Raw genomic sequence first — 16,835 nt, 5'->3', positions numbered from 1 at the left:
CGAGGCCGCCTGACAGGGCGGATGAGCCGCTATTCGAACTCGACCAACAGATCCTTGGCGTCGATCTGACCGCCGGGCGTGACATGCACGGCCTTGATGGTCGCGTCGCGTTCTGCGTGAATGCCGGTTTCCATCTTCATCGCCTCGATGGTCAGCAGCAGATCGCCCGCCTTGACCGGCTTGCCGGGAACGGCTGCCACGCTTGCCACCACGCCCGGCATCGGCGCGCCGACATGCTTGGGATTGCCAAGCTCGGCCTTGGGGCGTGCGGCGGTCTGCGCCTTGGCCAGACGGTTCGGCACCCGGATCACGCGCGGCTGACCGTTGAGTTCGAAGAACACCTTGACCTCACCATCGGGCAGGGTGTCGCCCACCGCCTGAAGCCGGATTTCAAGGATCTTGCCGGGGTCGATCTCGACACTGATTTCCTCGCCCGCTTCCATGCCGTAAAAGAATGTCCGCGTCGGCAGGGTGCGCACGGGGCCGTGGACTGCGTGATGCTCCATGTAATCGGCAAAGACGCGCGGATACATCAGACTTCCCATCAGGTCCTCGTTGTCGATGTTCTCGCCGAAGCGCTCCACCAGCTCGGCGCGGCGCGCGTCAAGATCTTCGGGCGGCAACAGCGTGCCGGGGCGCACGGTGATCGGCTCTTCGCCCTTGAGCACCTTCTTGACGATGGCCTCAGGAAAGCCGCCGGGTGCCTGGCCGACATAACCTTTCATCAGTGTCACAACGCTGTCGGGAAAGCTGACCTCGGTTTTGGGGTTGAGCACATCCTCGCAGGTCAGGCCCTGGCTTACCATCATCAGGGCGAGATCGCCGACGGTCTTGGCGATCGGCGTTACCTTGATCACATCGCCGAACATCTGGTTCACATCGGCATAGGTGCGCGCGATGTCGTGCCAGCGGTCCTCCATCCCCATCGAGCGCGCCTGCGCCTTGAGGTTGGTGAACTGCCCGCCGGGCATCTCGTGCAGATAGACCTCAGAGGTGGGTGACTGCATACCACTCTCGAAGGCGGCGTAATGGTCGCGGACCGATTCCCAGTAATTCGAGATCTTCCGGATGGCGCCGATATCGAGCCCGGTGTCGCGCTCGGTATGGCGCAGCGCCTCGACAATCGTGCCAAGCGTCGCCTGCGAGGTATTGCCCGAGAGCGCGTCCATCGCGCAGTCGACCGCATCCACACCAGCCTCGGAGGCGGCAAGGATCGTGGCCCCCGCGATGCCGGCGGTGTCATGCGTGTGAAAGTGCAGCGGCAGCCCCACCTCTTCCTTGAGCGCCTTGAAGAGCACGCTTGCCGTCGCCGGTTTCATCAGGCCGCCCATGTCCTTGAGGCAAAGGATATGCGTGCCCGCCGTCTTCAGTTCCTTGGCCATGTCGAGATAGTATTTCAGATCGTATTTCGAGCGGGCCGGATCGAGAATGTCCCCGGTATAGCAGATCGCCGCCTCGAGAATCTTGCCCGAGTCGAGCACCGCATCCATCGAGACGCGCATGTTCTCGGCCCAGTTGAGCGGGTCGAAGACGCGGAAGAGATCGATGCCGCTCTCGGCCGCCTGCTTGACAAATGCCGCCACCACATTGTCGGGATAATTGGTGTAGCCGACCCCGTTCGAGCCGCGCAGCAGCATCTGGGTAAGCAGGTTGGGCATGGCGGCGCGCAGGTCGCGCAACCGTTGCCAGGGGCATTCGTCGAGAAAGCGGTAGGCCACGTCAAAGGTCGCGCCGCCCCAGCATTCCATCGAGAAAAGCTCCGGCAGGTCATGGGCGTAATTGGGCGCGATGCCGATCATGTCGATCGAGCGCATCCGTGTGGCCAAGAGCGACTGATGGCTGTCGCGCATCGTGGTGTCGGTGATCAGAAGCCGCTTTTGTGCCGCCATCCAGTCGGCCACGGCCTGCGGCCCGTCGCGGTCGAGGATCTGCTTGGCCCCGTGGGCGACATCTGCGGTCTGCGGGCGCGGTGCACGCGGCAGCTTGAGATCGGCGGGCGGGCGCGTGCGCCCCTCCACCTCCGGATGCCCGTTCACCGTGATATCCGCGATATAGGTCAGGACCTTGGAGCCGCGATCCTGGCGCTTCTCGAAGTGGAACAGTTCGGGCGTCGTGTCGATGAACTTGGTGGTGTATTCATTGTTAAGGAACGTCGGATGTTTCAGCAGGTTCTCGACGAAGGCGATGTTGGTGCTGACCCCGCGAATGCGGAATTCGCGAAGCGCGCGGTCCATCCGGGCAATGGCGGCTTCCGGGGTCGGTGCCCATGCGGTGACCTTGGTCAAGAGGCTGTCATAGTAGCGCGTGATCACGCCGCCCGAATAGGCAGTGCCGCCATCAAGCCGGATGCCCATGCCGGTCGCCGAGCGATAGGCGACGATTCGACCGTAATCGGGAATGAAGTTGTTGAGCGGGTCCTCGGTGGTGATCCGGGTCTGGAGGGCGTGGCCGTTCAGCGTGATGTCGTATTGGCTGGCCTTGCCGGTGGCCTCGGTCAGGGTCTTGCCCTCGGCGATCTTGATCTGGGCCTGTACGATGTCGATGCCGGTCACCTCTTCGGTGACGGTATGTTCGACCTGTACGCGCGGGTTGACCTCGATGAAGAAGAACGCGCCGGTGTCCATATCCATCAGGAATTCGACCGTGCCGGCACATTCATAATTCACATGCTTGCAGATGCGATAGCCAAGCTGGCAAATCTCTTCGCGCTGCGCCTCACTCAGATAAGGGGCGGGGGCGCGTTCAACCACCTTCTGGTTGCGCCGCTGCACCGAGCAATCGCGCTCGTAGAGGTGGTACATATTGCCGTGCTTGTCGCCAAGGATCTGAACCTCGACGTGACGTGCGCGCAGGATCATCTTTTCGAGGTATCCCTCGCCATTGCCAAAGGCCGCCTCGGCCTCGCGCCGCCCCTCAAGCACCTTTTCTTCAAGCTCGTCGGGCCCGTTGATCGGCCGCATGCCGCGCCCGCCACCGCCCCAGCTTGCCTTGAGCATCAAGGGGTATCCAACCTCGGCGGCCTCTGCGCGCACCTTGTCCATATCATCGCCAAGCACCTCGGTCGCCGGAATGACCGGCACGCCGGCCTCGATCGCCACGCGGCGCGCGCTTGCCTTGTCGCCCAATTGGCGCATGGTTTCGGCCTTGGGGCCGATAAAGGTGATCCCTGCGGCGTCGCAGGCATCGACGAATTCGGGATTTTCCGACAACAGACCATAGCCGGGGTGAATCGCATCTGCGCCGGATTGCTTGGCGACACGAATGATTTCCTCGATCGAGAGGTAGGCCGCGACCGGCCCCATGCCTTCGCCGATGCGGTAGGCCTCGTCGGCCTTGAACCGGTGCAGGCTGAGCTTGTCTTCCTCGGCAAAGATGGCGACGGTGCGTTTGCCCATTTCATTGGCGGCGCGCATGATGCGAATGGCGATCTCGCCCCGGTTCGCAATCAGGATTTTCTTGAATTCGGCCATGGCCTGTCCCCCCGGTTATTGTCTCTTGGCGCTGTTATCTGCGGCATGCCGCGTTGCAGCGCTGTGATCTTGTAAGATTTGTGAAAGGATTGCGCAATCCGGCATAGTGGGTATTTGCCGGGCGGAGAAAATTCATGACCGGGCGGGTAGGGGGCCTTACCCGGTCGGGATCAGCCGGTCGCGCACGTCAAACAGGGTCTTGGTGCCAAGCTGCCCCATATTCGCCTTGATATCCTGCGCCAGAATATCCGCCAGATGCGCCGGCCCCTCGGCCCCGAGCGCGCCAAGCGCGAAATGCCAGCCGCGCCCCATCATCACGAAATCCGCCCCAAGGGCGATGGCGCGCAACACGTCCAGCCCGCCCTCGATCCCGCCATCCATGATCACCGGAAGACGGGTCGCGGCGCGCACCTCTGGCAGGGCCTCGATGGTGGCGGGGGCGGCGTCAAACTGACGACCGGCATGGTTCGAGACCCAGATCGCATCAACACCCTCTGCCTCAAGCGCGCGCGCGTCATCGCCGTTTAGCACGCCCTTGACCACGATCGGCCCTTCCCAGGCATCGCGCAACCAACGCAGATAGTCCCAATCCGGCGAGGTGCGCAAAAGGTATCCGGCGTGCTTGTTCGACGGCAACCCCTTGGTTCCGCCCGCATAATCGTCAATCAACCGCATCCGCGGCATGCCCATGCGCGCCATGCCAAGCGCCCAGGCCGGGCGCAGCGCCACCTGCGCCAAAAGGCGCGGCGTCAGTTTCGGCGGCTGCGTCAGGCCAGAGCGCGCCTGACGTTCGCGACGGCTTCCCACCGGCACATCGACGGTTAGAACCAGAACGCCAAACCCGGCGGCACGCGCACGATTGAGCATATCGGTGCGAATCTCCGGGTCGCGCGGCGGATAAAGCTGAAACCAGCCTTGGCCATTGAGGTGCGGGCCGACGTCCTCGGGCTTTTGACTGGCTACGGTCGATAGCGCATAGGGAATGCCCGCCTGCGTCGCAGCGCGCGCAAGGTGGCGCTCTGCATCCGGCCAGATCAGCCCCGACATCCCCACCGGCGCAATCCCCACCGGAAGCGCATGCACCTGCCCCAAAAGCGGGGCGCTGATATCGGGCGTGAACTCACCATGCAGGATCGACGGCATCAGGTGCACCCGATCCAGCATCTCGCGATTGCGCGCCTTGGTGGCCTCAACCCCGGTGCCGCTATCGAGATACTCCCAGACGAAACGCGGGATGCGGGTGCGCGCACGGGCGCGCAGATCAGACAAGGCGGGGTATTTTGAATGCAGGTCCATAGCGCGCATTTGTGCGGGTTTTCAGGGACTTGTCCAGCGTGTCGTAAAGGCGCGCAATACCATGGGAACAATCCCCGAACATCTCTTTATCTTGGCGCAAGCCCGCGCTATTGTTGCGACCATGAGTACATATGACGAATCCGACGCCTTTGAAGGCGCCTCGCTTGCGGCCCGCGCCATGGCGGCGCGTCCCTCTCCCTATCTTGACGGGCTCAACCCCGAACAGCGCAAGGCGGTCGAAACCATCGAAGGCCCGGTCCTGATGCTGGCCGGGGCCGGCACCGGCAAGACCAAGGCGCTGACCACGCGGATCGTGCATATGCTCAACACCGGCAAGGCGCGGCCCAACGAAATTCTGGCGGTGACCTTTACCAACAAGGCCGCGCGCGAGATGAAAAACCGCGTCGGAAACCTATTGGGCCAACCCGCCGAGGGCATGCCCTGGCTTGGCACCTTTCACTCGATCTGTGTGAAGCTGCTGCGCCGCCACGCAGAGCTTGTCGGCCTCAAGTCCAACTTTACCATTCTGGATACCGACGATCAGCTACGGCTTTTGAAACAGCTGGTGCAGGCGGCCGGGATCGACGATAAACGCTGGCCCGCGCGCGCGCTTGCCGGGGTTATCGACAACTGGAAAAACCGCGCCTGGACGCCCGACAACCTGCCCGCCGCCGAGGCAGGTGCCTATGACGGCAAGGGCCCCGCTCTCTATCGTCAGTATCAGGCCCGCCTGATCGAGTTGAACGCCGTCGATTTCGGCGACCTCCTGTTGCATGTGGTCAGCATCTTTCAGACCCATGACGATGTTCTGGCGCAATACCAACGCTGGTTCCGCTTTATCATGGTGGACGAGTATCAGGATACCAACGTCGCCCAATACCTGTGGCTGCGGCTTCTTGCGGCGGGGCACAAGAATATCTGCTGTGTGGGTGATGACGATCAGTCGATCTATGGCTGGCGCGGCGCCGAGGTGGGCAATATCCTGCGGTTTGAAAAGGATTTTCCCGGCGCGGCGGTGATCCGTCTGGAACAGAATTACCGCTCGACACCGCATATCCTTGCCGCCGCCTCAAGCGTGATTTCCGGCAATCAGGGGCGTCTGGGCAAAGAACTCTGGACCGAGGCGGAGACCGGCGAAAAGGTCCGCCTGATCGGCCATTGGGACGGCGAGGAAGAGGCGCGCTGGATCGGTGAAGAAGTCGACGCGATGCAGGGCGGCAGCCGCGGGTTGCGGCCCTTTTCGCTTGATGACATGGCCATCCTCGTGCGCGCTTCCCACCAGATGCGCGCGTTTGAGGATCGGTTTCTGACCATCGGCATGCCCTATCGCGTGATCGGCGGCCCGCGCTTTTACGAGCGCATGGAAATCCGCGATGCCATGGCCTATTTCCGCCTTGTCACCTCGCCCGCCGACGATCTGGCGTTCGAGCGGATCGTGAATACCCCCAAGCGCGGTCTTGGCGACAAGGCCCAGCAGAAAATCCAGATGACAGCGCGCGCCAACGGCGTGCCGCTGATCGAGGGCGCGCGCATTCTGCTTGCCGAAAAGGGGCTTGGCGGCAAGGGCGCCGTTGAACTTGGCAAATTGCTCGACGGGTTGGATCGCTGGGCCGCCCTGACCCAGGGCGAATTGCGCCGGGTGGCGCTTGATGCCGACAGCGTTGTGGATGATGGCGGCGAAATCGAGCGGGTGGAATACGAGCCGCCCGAGGTGAGCCACGTCGAGTTGGCCGAGACGATCCTCGATGAATCCGGCTATACCGGGATGTGGCAGAACGACAAAACGCCCGAAGCGCCGGGTCGGCTTGAGAACCTCAAGGAACTGGTCAAGGCGCTTGAGCAATTCGAGAACCTTCAGGGCTTTCTCGAACATGTCAGCCTGATCATGGACAATGAGGCGGGCGAAGACGGCGAAAAAATTTCGATCATGACCCTGCACGCCGCCAAGGGGCTTGAATTTCCGGTGGTGTTCCTGCCGGGCTGGGAAGACGGGCTTTTTCCCTCGCAACGCTCGATGGATGAAAGCGGTCAGCGCGGCGTCGAGGAAGAGCGTCGGCTTGCCTATGTCGGCATCACCCGCGCCGAAGAGGTCTGCACGATCTCCTTTGCCGGCAATCGTCGCGTCTACGGTCAATGGCAAAGCCAGATGCCCTCGCGTTTTATTGACGAGCTGCCCGAGGCTCATGTCGAGGTGCTCACCCCGCCGGGCCTTTATGGCGGCGGCTATGGCGCGGCGGGCATGAACAGCACGCTCGAGACCCGCGTTGCCGAGGCCAATGTCTATAACTCGCCCGGCTGGCGCCGCCTTCAGACCCGCAGCGCCGAGCGCCCGACAAGCCAGCCGCGCGAGGCCAGCAATACCGTGATCGACCTGCAGGCGGTCAGCACGCATTCCATGGGCGAGCGCGTCTTTCACCAGAAATTCGGCTATGGCGTGATCATCGGCATCGAGGGCGACAAGCTCGAGATCGACTTTGAAAAGGCGGGCACCAAAAAGGTCGTCGCCCGCTTTATTACGGGCACCGATGATGTGCCCTTCTGACCTCTGGCGCTTGGCGATCTGAATTTGAGTATTTAGAGAAAGATGAAAGCTGGTGTGCTTCTTCTTGCTCCAAATATCCCCGCCGGAGGCCCAAAACTCTTATGGACCAGCCTTGCCTGAACACGCGCCCTTCCGGATAAGGGAAGGGCGCACAGGATTTAGCCGAGTTCTGCGAGCCGGGCGAGGGCAGCGCGTAGTTTGCCCTCTTCTTCCTCGCGCAGCGCGAGGTTTTCGCGCGCCTCTTCAACCACCTCATCGGGGGCGGAGGCGACGAATTTGGGGTTGTTGAGGCGACCGCGCAGACCGCCCAGCTCTTTTTCAAGCTTGCCGAGAGTCTTTTCAAGCCGCGCCTTTTCTTCGCCCACGTCGATGATATCGGCCAGCGGCAGGCCAAAGCTCCCGCCCTCAACCGCGATGGTGACACACCCCTTGGGGAAGGCCTCGGTGTCGGTCAGGCTGTCGATGCGCGCGAGGCGTTTGATCATCGCCTCGTTGCGCTCCCATGCCATGCGCCCGGCCTCTGACAGCTCGGTTACCAGCACGGGAATATAAAGCCCCGCCGGCACATGCATCTGCGCGCGCGCAGAGCGGACCTGTTCGATCAGACCGATTACCCAGTTCATTTCGCGGTCGGCCTCGGAGTCGATCAACTCGCTGCCGTAGGTCGGCCAATCGGCATGCACCAGCATCGTGTCGCGCTTGTCCGCCAGCGTGTCCCAAAGCTCTTCGGTCACGAAAGGCATGATCGGGTGCAACAGGATCAGGCATTGGTCGATCACCCAGGCCATGGTCGCCTGTGTTTCGGCCTTGGTGGCGGCGTCGCCATCCATCAACAGCGGCTTGGAAAACTCCACATACCAGTCACAGACCGTGCCCCAGACAAAGGTATAAAGCGCGTTGGCGGCATCGTTGAAGCGGAAGTTTTCAAGCGCCTCGTCGACCGCCAGCCGGGCCTTGGCGACCTCGCCGACGATCCAGCGGTTAACCGTGGCCTCGGGGGTCGGGACCTGTCCGTCGCTGCCGACGGCCTCGTTCATCTCGGCAAAGCGCGCCGCATTCCAGAGCTTGGTGCCAAAGTTGCGATAGCCCGCCACGCGCTGCGTCGAGAGCTTGAGATCGCGGCCCATGGCGGCCATCGCCGTCAGCGTAAAGCGCACCGCATCGGCGCCGTATTCGTCGATAAGGTCAAGCGGATCGATTACGTTGCCAAGCGATTTCGACATCTTCTTGCCCTTCTCGTCGCGCACGAGAGCATGGACATAAACATGGCTAAACGGCTTTTGCCCGACCACGGCGTATTGCATCATCATCATCCGGGCGACCCAGAAAAAGATGATGTCAAAGCCTGTGATCAGCACCGAGGTGGGGAAGTATTTCTTGAGCTCCGGCGTGTCCTCAGGCCAGCCCAGCGTGCCGATGGGCCAGAGACCGGAGGAGAACCAGGTATCGAGGACGTCGGGGTCTTGCCAGATGTACTCGGCATCTGTGACTGAAAAAACGGGATCATCATTGTCGCTGGGCGGTTCTTGAAGAACAATGATTTTTTCATTTGAATAATTAGACTTGGCCCAATCAATTGCTTCTTGTTCAGAAGCACAGCAAGTGAGGTCGCGGGTACTGTTAAGATTTTCATAGCCCCCGCCTTCTTTGAGGCGACGACCATACCAAACCGGAATCTGATGCCCCCACCAGAGCTGGCGCGAGATGCACCAGGGCTCGATGTTTTCCAGCCAGTGGAAATAGACCTTGCGGTCGCTCTCGGGCATGATCGTGACCTCGCCCGAGCGCACGGCGTCAATCGCCGGGCCGACGATCTTGGCGGTGTCAACGAACCACTGATCGGTCAGCATCGGCTCGATCACCACCTTCGAGCGGTCGCCAAAGGGCTGCATGATCGGTTTCGGCTCGACCAGCGGCACAAGCGACGCCTCGCGCGGATCGCCGCCCTCTTCGGGGGCAACCGGGACGTGGGCGGCCTTGCCAAGACGCGGGTCATTCTCGGGGACCATGACGGCAAGGCCTTCATGGGTGATCTCTTCCACGACCTTGGCGCGCGCCTCGAACCGATCCAGCCCGCGCAGGTGGTCGGGGATCAGGTTGAGCGTGTCGACCTCGGCGCCGTCAAAGGCGGCGCCATTGGCAATCTCCTGCGCGCGGGCGGCGCAGGTGGCGTAATCGGCACCGTCGTCGCGCATGTGGGCGCGGGTATCCATCAGGCGGTACATCGGGATGTTGCCGCGCTTGGCGACCTCGTAGTCGTTGAAGTCATGCGCGCCGGTGATCTTGACCGCGCCCGATCCGAAAGTGGGATCGGGATATTCATCGGTGATGATCGGGATCAATCGCCGATGCTCTTTGGGGCCAACCGGAATTTCACATAATTTTCCAACGATTGGAGCATAACGGTCATCTGATGGATGAACGGCGACCGCACCGTCACCGAGCATGGTTTCAGGCCGCGTCGTGGCGATCGAGATATAGTCGCGCTCTTCGCGGAAAATTACATTCCCGTCTTCATCTTTCTCCAAATACTCATATGTTTCACCGCCCGCGAGCGGGTATTTGAAATGCCACATATGGCCCGGCACCTCGGTGTTTTCGACCTCAAGGTCGGAAATCGCGGTCTCAAAATGCGGGTCCCAGTTGACCAGCCGCTTGCCGCGATAAATGAGCCCCTTGTTGTACATTTCCACAAAGACCTTGATCACCGCGTCGTGGAAGTTGCCCTCTTCGCCAGCGGGCGCGCCCGGTGCGCCGGACATGGTAAAGGCGTTGCGCGACCAGTCACAGGAGGCGCCGAGGCGCTTGAGCTGATTGATGATCGTGTCACCGGATTCGGTTTTCCACTCCCAGACCTTTTCAAGGAAGGCCTCGCGGCCAAGCTCGCGGCGGCCCGGCTGGCCTTCGGCGGCAAGTTTGCGCTCGACCACCATCTGGGTGGCGATGCCGGCGTGATCCTGTCCCGGCTGCCAGAGGGTGTCATGACCGCGCATCCGGTGCCAGCGCACAAGGATATCCTGAAGTGTGTTGTTGAAGGCGTGCCCCATGTGAAGGCTGCCCGTCACATTGGGCGGCGGGATCATGATGCTGAAGGTTTCGGCATCGGGTTTGGCATTGGCCCCGGCCTTGAACGCCCCGGCCGTTTCCCATGCTTGATAGAGGCGGTTTTCCGCCTCAGACGCGTTGAATGTCTTTTCCATCGCCATGACGTTGTTTCCTGCGCATTTGCGGTTTGCCTGACGTCTAGCGAATGCAGCGCGCAAGTGAAAGACTTGAGCGGCACTTTGTTGGCCGTTGGGTGGGTGACACGGGCGGCAATCGCGCGCAATGTGAGGGCAGAACGGATAAAGGGCAGGGCATGGACGGGATACGGCAATGGCGGATCGCGCCGGAAGGTGCGGCAGAGAGCGTCACGACCGAGAGCGGCGCGTTTGCGCAGGCACCGGAGGGCGGCTTTACCTGGGTGCACGTGAATTGCGCCCATCCGGGGGCGCGCGAATGGCTTGAGGGCGCGCCGCTCGAGCCGCTGATCCTGCGCGCGCTTCTGGCGCCCGAAACGCGGCCGCGCTGTACCACCCATGGCGAGGGGGTGTTGCTCAACCTGCGCGGGGTTAACCTTAATCCCGGCGACGAGGTCGAGGATATGGTGTCGCTTCGGATGTGGGTCAGCGAAAGTCTTGTGGTGACGGTTCAGCTGCGCCGCCTGATGGCGGTGAGCGATGTGCACGAGAGCATCGAGCGCGGGCAGGGCCCCGACGGCGCGGGCGAATTGGTGGCACGGCTGGCGTTGCGGTTGGCGGATCGGGTCGAGCCGGTGGTCGCGGGGCTGAATGAAAAGGTCGATGTGCTTGAGGATCAGGTGATCGAGGGGCTGAGTGCGCTCAGCCGACGCGATCTTGGTGACATTCGCCGCGTGGCGATCGTTTTGCGCCGTCATATGGCGCCGCAACGGGACGCGCTGAGCACCTTCGAGATCGAGGATATTGCATGGCTGCGCCCCCATGATCGCAGCCGCCTGCGCGAGGCGACAGAGCGGATGACCCGGCTTGCCGAAGAGCTTGATGCGATCCGGGATCGCGCGCAGGTCGTGCATGATCAGATCATGGATGCCCGCGCCGAAGCGATGAACAGGCAGATGTTGTTGCTGTCGGTGGTGGCGGCGATTTTCCTGCCGCTTGGTCTTTTGACCGGGCTTTTGGGGATCAATGTCGGCGGTATTCCGGGGGTTGATAATCCGAATGCGTTCTGGATTGTCTGCGCCGGTCTGGTTGGGATCGGCCTTGTCTTGATACTGGTGTTTTGGCGGGCGGGTCTTTTGGGGCGGCGGTAGGCAAGATTTTTTCCGCGAAAACTCTTAACCCAAGAAAATTCGTCGAATTTTCTTGGGGGATGACGGTTCAGGCGCCGCGATCCAGTTTCGTCGACAGATGAATGAGGCTCTCGGAGCTGCGCACGCCCTTGGCCTCGCCGATGCGGTCGAGCGTTTCGTCAAGCTCTTGGGTGGTCGTGGCCTCAAGCGATACAATCAGGTCGAACCGCCCCGACGTGGTGTGAACGCTCCGCACCTGCGGTAAGGAGTCGAGCCGCGCCAGAACCGCCGGGCCAGTGCGCGGTTCGATGCTGACAAGGGCGGTGGCGCGCAGGGCCGGGCGCGCCTCTTGCCCAAGGCGCAGGGTATACCCGGCGATCACGCCGCTTGTCTCAAGCCGGTCAAGCCGGGCCTGAACGGTGGTGCGCGCAAGGCCGAGTTTGCGTGCCAATGTGGCCACGGGCAGGCGGGCGTTTCGCGCCAAGAGCGCCAGAAGTGCGCGATCCATTTCGTCGATTTGCATGTCTTAGCCTGCGTTATGCCGGAAATTTTAGGCATTTTATATGAAATGCCGCGATGAATCGACGTAAAATCGCGGCATGCTTCTTGGAAAAGAGCAGCAAAGGTGTCCCCATGCGCAATTCTCCCAATTGGCCCGGTCCCCACGCCCATATCCTGCGCCATGCGCCGGATGCGGCCGTGCTTTATTTCAGCCCGGACGTGCTTCAGGCTACGGCGCGGCGGTTTCAGGCCGGGTTTGGCGGGCTGGTGACTTATGCGGTCAAGGCCAACCCCTGCGAGGAGGTTCTGGCCAATCTGGCAGCGGCGGGGATCTGGGCGTTCGATGTGGCCAGCCCCGAGGAAATGCGTGCGGTGAGGCGGGTCTGTCCGACGGCGGTTTTGCATTACAACAATCCGGTCCGCTCGCCCGCTGAGGTGGCTGTGGCGTCCGATATGGGCGTGCGATCGTTTTCGATTGATTGCCTTGGCGAGCTGGACAAGCTGACCGGCCATATCGCGCCGGATTCCGAGATAAGCGTGCGCCTTGCCCTGCCGGTGCGTGGGGCAGCCTATGATTTTGGCGCCAAATTCGGTGCCGGACCGGATCGCGCAGCAGAGCTTTTGCGAGAGGTGGTCAAGCGCGGTTTTACCCCGTCGATGACCTTTCACCCCGGCACCCAATGCGCCGATCCGGCGGCTTGGGGGGCCTATATCGGCACCGTTTCCGAGGTGGCGAAGGCGGCTGGCGTGCGCCTTAGCCGTCTGAATGTGGGCGGCGGGTTTGCCGCGCACCGGGTCGGGTCGGCCCCCGATCTTGAGGCGATCTTTGCCCATATCAGCGCCGAGGTGGCGCAGGCGTTTGGCGCAAATGCCCCGGCGCTGGTCTGCGAGCCGGGCCGCGCGATGGTGGCCGAGGCCTTTACCCTGGCGGTGCGGGTCAAGGCCGTGCGCGACTGCGGCGCAGTGTTCCTGAATGACGGGGTTTATGGCGGGCTGACCGAAATGCGCGATATCGGCGCGCCTGACCGGATTAGGGTGATGGCGCCCGATGGCACGCCGCGCACCGCCGCGCCGCGCGACCGCGTTGTCTTTGGCCCGACCTGCGACAGCATCGACCGCCTGCCTGATCCGCTGGCGTTGCCCGGCGATCTCCAAGAGGGGGATTACCTGCTGATTTCGGGCATGGGGGCCTATAGTCAAAGCCTGAGTACCGGCTTTAATGGCTATGGGTTAAGCGATGTGGTGACCGTGGCCTCGGTTTAGGCGCGCCCGCTCTGGACAAGGGCGGGTGTCGGGTTAGTGTCCCTGTTCAGAGCGGATAGGGAAGCAGGCGATGGAAAAGTTCGGGAAAAGTCAGCCGGTCACACGGGTAGAGGACGCGCGGTTTTTGACCGGGCAGGGCCGCTATGTCGATGATATCGCGCCCGAAGAGGCCTTGCGCGGCTATGTCTTTCGCTCGAACGTGGCGCATGGCGTGATCACCGGGCTTGATCTTGACGCGGCGCGCGCCGCGCCGGGCGTGCACCTTGTGTTGGGCGCCGATGATCTGGCGGCGGACGGCATCACCGAGGGGCTTGCCTTTAACCTTGTCACCAATCGCGACGGGACCTCGGGCGCGGCCCCGCGCCGTCCGCTTCTGGCCGAGGGGCGGGTGCGCTTTGTCGGCGAGCCGGTGGCCTTTATCGTCGCCGAAACGCTTGATCAGGCGCGCGACGCGGTGGAACTGATCGAATTCGATTATGACGACCTGCCTGCGCATACGGCCCTTGCGACGGGCGGCGAGGCTCTGCACCCCGAGGCGCCGACAAACCGCGCCTTTGACTGGGAGATGGGCGACAGCACCGCCGTCGAAGCGGCCATCGCCGAGGCGGCGCATGTGGTGCGCCTGAGCGTGGCCGACAACCGGGTCATTGCCAATTCGATGGAGCCGCGCGGCTGTTTCGCCGAAATGCAGGGCGGGCGGCTTCACGTTTCGGTCAACGCCCAGGGGGTCTGGGGCACCAAGCGCAATCTGGCGCGCATTCTGGGCATGAAGCCAGAGGCGATCCGCGTCACCAACCCCGATGTCGGCGGTGGTTTTGGCACCAAGGCGATGGATTACCCCGAGACGTTTCTTGCGGCCCATGCGGCGCGCACCTTAGGGCGCCCCGTGCGCTGGATGTCAGAGCGCGGCGAGGCGATGCTGAGCGACAATGGCGCACGTGCGCTTGAACATGATCTGGTGATGAGCTTTGACCGCGATCTGCGCATCACCGGATACCGCGTTGATACGCGCTGTGATCTTGGCGCCTATAACAGCACCATGGCGCAGGCCATTCAGACTGACCTTTTTTCCAAGGTTCTGATGGGCACCTATGACGTGCAGGCGACCTATCTGCATGTGGAAGGGTTTTACACCAACACCACGCAGGTTGATGCCTATCGCGGCGCCGGGCGCCCCGAGGCGATCTATGCGCTTGAGCGGATCATCGACCGCTCCGCGCGCGAGCTTGGGGTTGATACATGGGAGTTGCACCGCCGCAATTTCATCCGGCCAGAGCAGTTTCCCTATGTCTCTTCCACCGGCGAGACCTATGACGTGGGCGAGTTCGACCGGGTGCTGAGCCGTGCCGAGGCATTTGCCGATCGCGCAGGCTTTGCCACCCGTCAGCAGAAGAGCCGCGCGCGCGGGCGGCTGCGCGGGATGGGATTGTGTTACTATATCGAAAGCATTCTGGGTAATCCTAGTGAAACGGCGAAGGTTGAATTTCATGAGGATGGGCGCGTGTCGATCTATGTGGGCACTCAAAGCAACGGACAGGGGCATGAGACGGTCTATGCCCGTTTTCTGGCCGATCAGACCGGCATCCCGATGGAGATGATCCGCGTCATTCAAGGCGATAGTGACCTGATCGCCAATGGCGGTGGCACCGGCGGGTCGCGCTCTGTCACCACGCAAAGCAACGCGACGCTGGCAACCGTATCGAGGATGATCGAGGCGTTCACGCCTTACCTTGCCGAGAAAATGGGCGTGGCGGAGGGCGAAGTGATCTTTGATGACGAGCGGTTTCGCGCGCCGGGATCGAACCTGACGCCGACGCTGATCGAGGCGGCGGAACTGGCGCGCGCCGATGGGCGAAGCGATCTTTTGGTGCATGAGCAAACCGCGACCCTGCCGGGGCGCTCTTATCCCAATGGCGCGCATGTGGCCGAGGTCGAGGTTGACCCCGAGACCGGCCAGATCAGCGTTGAGCGCTACACCGTGGTTGATGATTTCGGAAATCTTATCAACCCCTTGCTGGCCGAAGGTCAGGTGCATGGCGGTGTCGTTCAAGGCATCGGTCAGGCGCTTTGCGAGCATGTGGTGCACGATGGCGATGGTCAGCTGCTCACGGCAAGTTTCATGGACTATGCGATGCCAAGGGCCAATGATGTTCCCATGTTTGGCTTTGCAACAGAGGCGGTGCCCTCGACCGCCAATCCGATGGGGATGAAAGGCTGCGGCGAGGCGGGGACGGTTGGGGCGATGGCCGCCACCGCCAATGCGGTGGCCGATGCGCTCTGGCAGGCGGGGGTGCGACAGGCGGATATGCCGTTCACGTCGCACAGGGTATGGAAGGTGCTGAATGAACAGATGGCGCAAGTGGGTTAAAACCCTATACGGGGTTCTGCGGCCGGGGCAGCATAGCGGGCATACGGCCTTTGCCCGTCGGCGCGGTCCGGTCACCCATGTTCTTATTCTGGATGGCACCATGTCATCCCTGTCAGAGGGCTGCGAGAGCAATGCGGGGCTGACCTATAAGCTTTTGAGCGAGACCGCCGGCAGCGCCGTGTCGCTGTATTACGAGGCCGGGTTGCAATGGTATGACTGGCGCACCACGCCCAACGTGATGATGGGGCGCGGGCTCAACCGGCAGATCCGGCGCGCCTATGGCTATCTTGCCAGCCGCTATCGCCCCGGTGACCGGATATTCCTGTTTGGCTATTCGCGCGGCGCCTTTGCGGTGCGCTCGCTGGCCGGAGTGATCGACAAGATCGGCCTTTTGCGCGCCGAAGAGGCGACCGAGCGCAATGTCAGAACCGCCTATCGCCATTATCAGTGCCGCCCGGACAGTGAGGCCGGAAAGGCGTTTACGCATGCCTATTGCCACACATCGGTCAAGATCGAGATGGTCGGTGTCTGGGATACGGTCAAGGCCCTGGGCATGCGGATACCGATCCTCTGGCGGTTCCGGGCGGATGCGCATGGCTTTCATAACCATCACCTCGGCCCGACGACCAAGCACGGGTTTCACGCGCTTGCGCTTGACGAGACCCGCAATGCCTATGCGCCGGTCCTGTGGAACTGTCCGCCCGGGTTTGAGGGGCATGTCGAACAGGTCTGGTTTCGCGGCAGCCATGGCGATGTCGGCGGTCAGCTTGACGGGTTTCACGCCGCGCGCCCGCTGTCGAATATCCCGCTGGTCTGGATGCTGGAGCAGGCGGTCGGCTGCGGGCTTCGCCTGCCCGAGGGGTGGCGCGGGCGTTTCAAGGTGGATATCGCCGCGCCTTCGGTGGGATCCTGGCACGGCTGGGGCAAGATTTTCCTGTTGCGCAGCGCCCGCGTTGTCGGCGCTGATCCGTCAGAGCGGCTTCACGAAAGTGTCGAGGGGCGCAAGGTGTCGTGGAAGGGTGGCGCGCGGGCGATGGTGGCGATGAAGGATGGCGGCGGCGCCTAGCTGCCCCCTTTTCAGGAGGC

At 62.4% G+C, this 16,835-nt stretch carries 9 protein-coding genes; 5 read left to right on the top strand and 4 right to left on the bottom strand.

Features of this window, described 5'->3' with window-relative positions; translation table 11 throughout:
• Positions 1-29: 29 nt before the first annotated feature.
• Both pyc and BUB78_RS03045 read right to left on the bottom strand, forming a co-directional pair.
• Positions 30-3,470, bottom strand: a complete 3,441-nt coding sequence (pyc, locus tag BUB78_RS03050) for a pyruvate carboxylase (protein ID WP_073194920.1) — start codon at positions 3,468-3,470, stop codon at positions 30-32.
• 156 nt (positions 3,471-3,626) lie between these two features.
• On the bottom strand, positions 3,627-4,775 hold the full coding sequence (locus tag BUB78_RS03045) for an alpha-hydroxy acid oxidase (protein ID WP_073194917.1): 1,149 nt from the start codon (positions 4,773-4,775) through the stop codon (positions 3,627-3,629).
• A 112-nt stretch (positions 4,776-4,887) separates the two neighbouring features.
• On the opposite strand from BUB78_RS03045, the gene BUB78_RS03040 reads away from it, so the two are divergent.
• The gene (locus BUB78_RS03040) at positions 4,888-7,308 is read left to right on the top strand and encodes an ATP-dependent helicase (RefSeq protein WP_073195222.1); all 2,421 of its coding nucleotides are present in this window, start codon (positions 4,888-4,890) and stop codon (positions 7,306-7,308) included.
• Between the two features lie 158 nt (positions 7,309-7,466).
• On the opposite strand, the gene BUB78_RS03035 is transcribed toward BUB78_RS03040, so the two are convergent.
• A complete protein-coding gene (locus BUB78_RS03035; protein WP_073194914.1) occupies positions 7,467-10,514 on the bottom strand; it encodes a valine--tRNA ligase in 3,048 nt (1,015 codons plus the stop codon).
• A gap of 152 nt (positions 10,515-10,666) precedes the next feature.
• On the opposite strand from BUB78_RS03035, the gene BUB78_RS03030 reads away from it, so the two are divergent.
• Positions 10,667-11,638 carry a zinc transporter ZntB gene (locus tag BUB78_RS03030; protein ID WP_073195221.1) on the top strand — a complete coding sequence of 324 codons (972 nt, stop codon included), beginning with the start codon at positions 10,667-10,669 and terminating at the stop codon, positions 11,636-11,638.
• Positions 11,639-11,705: 67 nt separating this feature from the next.
• Here BUB78_RS03030 and BUB78_RS03025 read toward each other — a convergent pair whose 3' ends face one another.
• A complete protein-coding gene (locus BUB78_RS03025) occupies positions 11,706-12,140 on the bottom strand; it encodes an Lrp/AsnC family transcriptional regulator (RefSeq protein ID WP_073194912.1) in 435 nt (144 codons plus the stop codon).
• A 110-nt stretch (positions 12,141-12,250) separates the two neighbouring features.
• Here BUB78_RS03025 and BUB78_RS03020 point away from each other — a divergent pair, with 110 nt between their 5' ends.
• The 3 genes from BUB78_RS03020 (at position 12,251) to BUB78_RS03010 (ending at position 16,815) form a co-directional block, all read left to right on the top strand.
• Positions 12,251-13,381 (top strand): type III PLP-dependent enzyme, encoded by a 1,131-nt coding sequence (locus tag BUB78_RS03020; RefSeq protein WP_073195220.1) that lies wholly within the window; start codon positions 12,251-12,253, stop codon positions 13,379-13,381.
• A 70-nt stretch (positions 13,382-13,451) separates the two neighbouring features.
• A complete protein-coding gene (locus tag BUB78_RS03015) occupies positions 13,452-15,749 on the top strand; it encodes a xanthine dehydrogenase family protein molybdopterin-binding subunit (protein WP_073194910.1) in 2,298 nt (765 codons plus the stop codon).
• Entirely contained in the window at positions 15,724-16,815 is a 1,092-nt protein-coding gene (locus tag BUB78_RS03010; RefSeq protein WP_073194907.1) for a DUF2235 domain-containing protein, read from the top strand. The genes BUB78_RS03015 and BUB78_RS03010 overlap by 26 nt, the downstream gene beginning before the upstream one ends.
• The last annotated feature ends 20 nt before the right edge of the window (positions 16,816-16,835 follow it).

Origin of the sequence: Roseovarius marisflavi, from assembly GCF_900142625.1 — a bacterium.
In the GTDB taxonomy this organism is placed as follows: domain Bacteria; phylum Pseudomonadota; class Alphaproteobacteria; order Rhodobacterales; family Rhodobacteraceae; genus Roseovarius; species Roseovarius marisflavi.
Note: the sequence above shows the minus strand (reverse complement) of the source record. Positions and strands in the feature narration are given on the sequence as shown.